We start from the raw sequence: 965 nt of genomic DNA, 5'->3' as shown, positions 1-965 counted from the left end.
GCCGTACACCGCTCCCCAGACCCCGGGCGCCTACGGCACGCCCCCGGCCCCCGCCTGGCAGCCGCCCCCGGGATACGGCAGCACCCCGACCCTCCCCGAGCAACAGATCGCACCGGTGGACGGGCCTGCCGACGGCCCCGATGCCGTGGCCAAGGAGGACAGGGCGGGCAGCGACACGTGACGACGCTCGATCCCCGCCCCACCCCCACCGACGTCACCCAGCTCTGCGAGCGCCTCCTCGCGGACCTCCGTACCGAGATCGCCCGCGCCGACAGCAAGGCATCCGTCCTGGTGGCCGCGCTCGGGATGACCGCCGGTGTGTTCAGCGCGCTGCTCGCCGGACGGAACTGGAACCCGGCCGTCCTCAGCACCTTCGGCACCGTCGTCTGGGGTGCCGGGGCCGCGTCCCTGGTGCTGTCCCTGTTCGCCCTGCTCCTCGCCGTCCTGCCCCGCTACCGCTCCGAACCCTGGACGCCGGGCCAGCCCCTCTCCTACTTCGGCGACATCCAACAGGCCGTACGGATCGGCCAGCTGGAGTCTGCGCTCGCCGACACCCAGCGCGACCCCACGGCCGCACTCACCTCGGCGCTCACCGAGACGAGCCGCATCGCCGCGCGCAAGCACCAGTGGATCCGTACCGGCCTGATCTCTTTCTGCACCGGCACGCTCCTCCTCCCCGCCTCACTGCTCATCGGCTGAACACACCGGACCGCTCAACCACCGTCCCCGGCACCTGAAGGAAGACCATGACCCACCCACCCGCGTCCCCACCGGAACACCCCGAGCCCTCCGAACAGCCCCTGTTCCCGCCGACCTACCCCGAGCAGACGGCACCGTCGTACCCCCAGGCCACGCCCCAATCACCCCGGTACCCGGACCAGACCAAGCAACCCCAGTACCCGGACCCGTCCCAGCCACCGTCCTACCCGACCCAGACCCAGCCGCCCTCGTACCCGACCCAGACC

At 72.1% G+C, this 965-nt stretch carries 1 protein-coding gene and 2 pseudogenes; all 3 read left to right on the top strand.

Annotation, left to right across the window (positions count from 1 at the left end):
* Window positions 1-181 (top strand): annotated as a pseudogene (locus ADL01_RS21955) (hypothetical protein); the annotation flags it as partial.
* Window positions 178-699, top strand: coding sequence for a Pycsar system effector family protein (locus tag ADL01_RS21950; protein WP_053743746.1), 522 nt, complete (start codon window positions 178-180; stop codon window positions 697-699). The pseudogene ADL01_RS21955 and the gene ADL01_RS21950, both read left to right, overlap by 4 nt.
* Window positions 700-746: 47 nt before the next feature.
* Window positions 747-965 (top strand): annotated as a pseudogene (locus ADL01_RS21945) (serine/arginine repetitive matrix protein 1); the annotation flags it as partial.

This window comes from Streptomyces sp. NRRL WC-3618 (assembly GCF_001280005.1).
Lineage (GTDB): Bacteria > Actinomycetota > Actinomycetes > Streptomycetales > Streptomycetaceae > Streptomyces.
The sequence above is the reverse complement of the archived record's forward strand: the minus strand, read 5'-3'. Positions and strand labels throughout refer to the sequence as shown.